Origin of the sequence: Paraburkholderia sp. UYCP14C (assembly GCF_004197395.1) — a bacterium.
GTDB lineage: Bacteria > Pseudomonadota > Gammaproteobacteria > Burkholderiales > Burkholderiaceae > Paraburkholderia.
Genome location: NZ_SELS01000355.1, coordinates 1 through 395 on the forward strand (window position 1 = coordinate 1; position 395 = coordinate 395).

Here is a 395-nt window from a genome sequence, read left to right on the forward strand (position 1 = left end):
GCTACGCTCGCCTCAGCAAGTCAACCCCAAGACGCTAAACATTAACCCCCTTGTTGCACTTCGGCTTGAAACCGCCATCTCAATCTGGGCGCCGAGCACTGTGACGGCCGCCACGTTTGCGCGGACCGCGAGTACCACGTCGTCGGGCAATCCCATCTGGCTAATCGCCGCTTCGTCCAGCCGAACGACCTCGTTGCTCGTGATGCGCTGGCCGAACTGGCGGGCCGTGATGTTCTCGGCCGCGAGGATGTGCGTCGTGCGGCTGCGTACGAGCTGCATGCGCTTGCGCGCCAGGTCGCGCAGGTTGCACGCGTCGGGGGGACTTTGTTCGGCAGGGTCTTCAGCAGATAGGGCCTGATGGTTGTGTTGCGGGTCTGAGATAATGCCGGCATCGA

At 62.8% G+C, this 395-nt stretch carries 1 pseudogene; it reads right to left on the reverse strand.

Annotation, left to right across the window (positions count from 1 at the left end):
• Nucleotides 1-12 precede the first annotated feature (12 nt).
• Nucleotides 13-395, reverse strand: a pseudogene (locus EVC45_RS46500) (hypothetical protein); the annotation flags it as partial.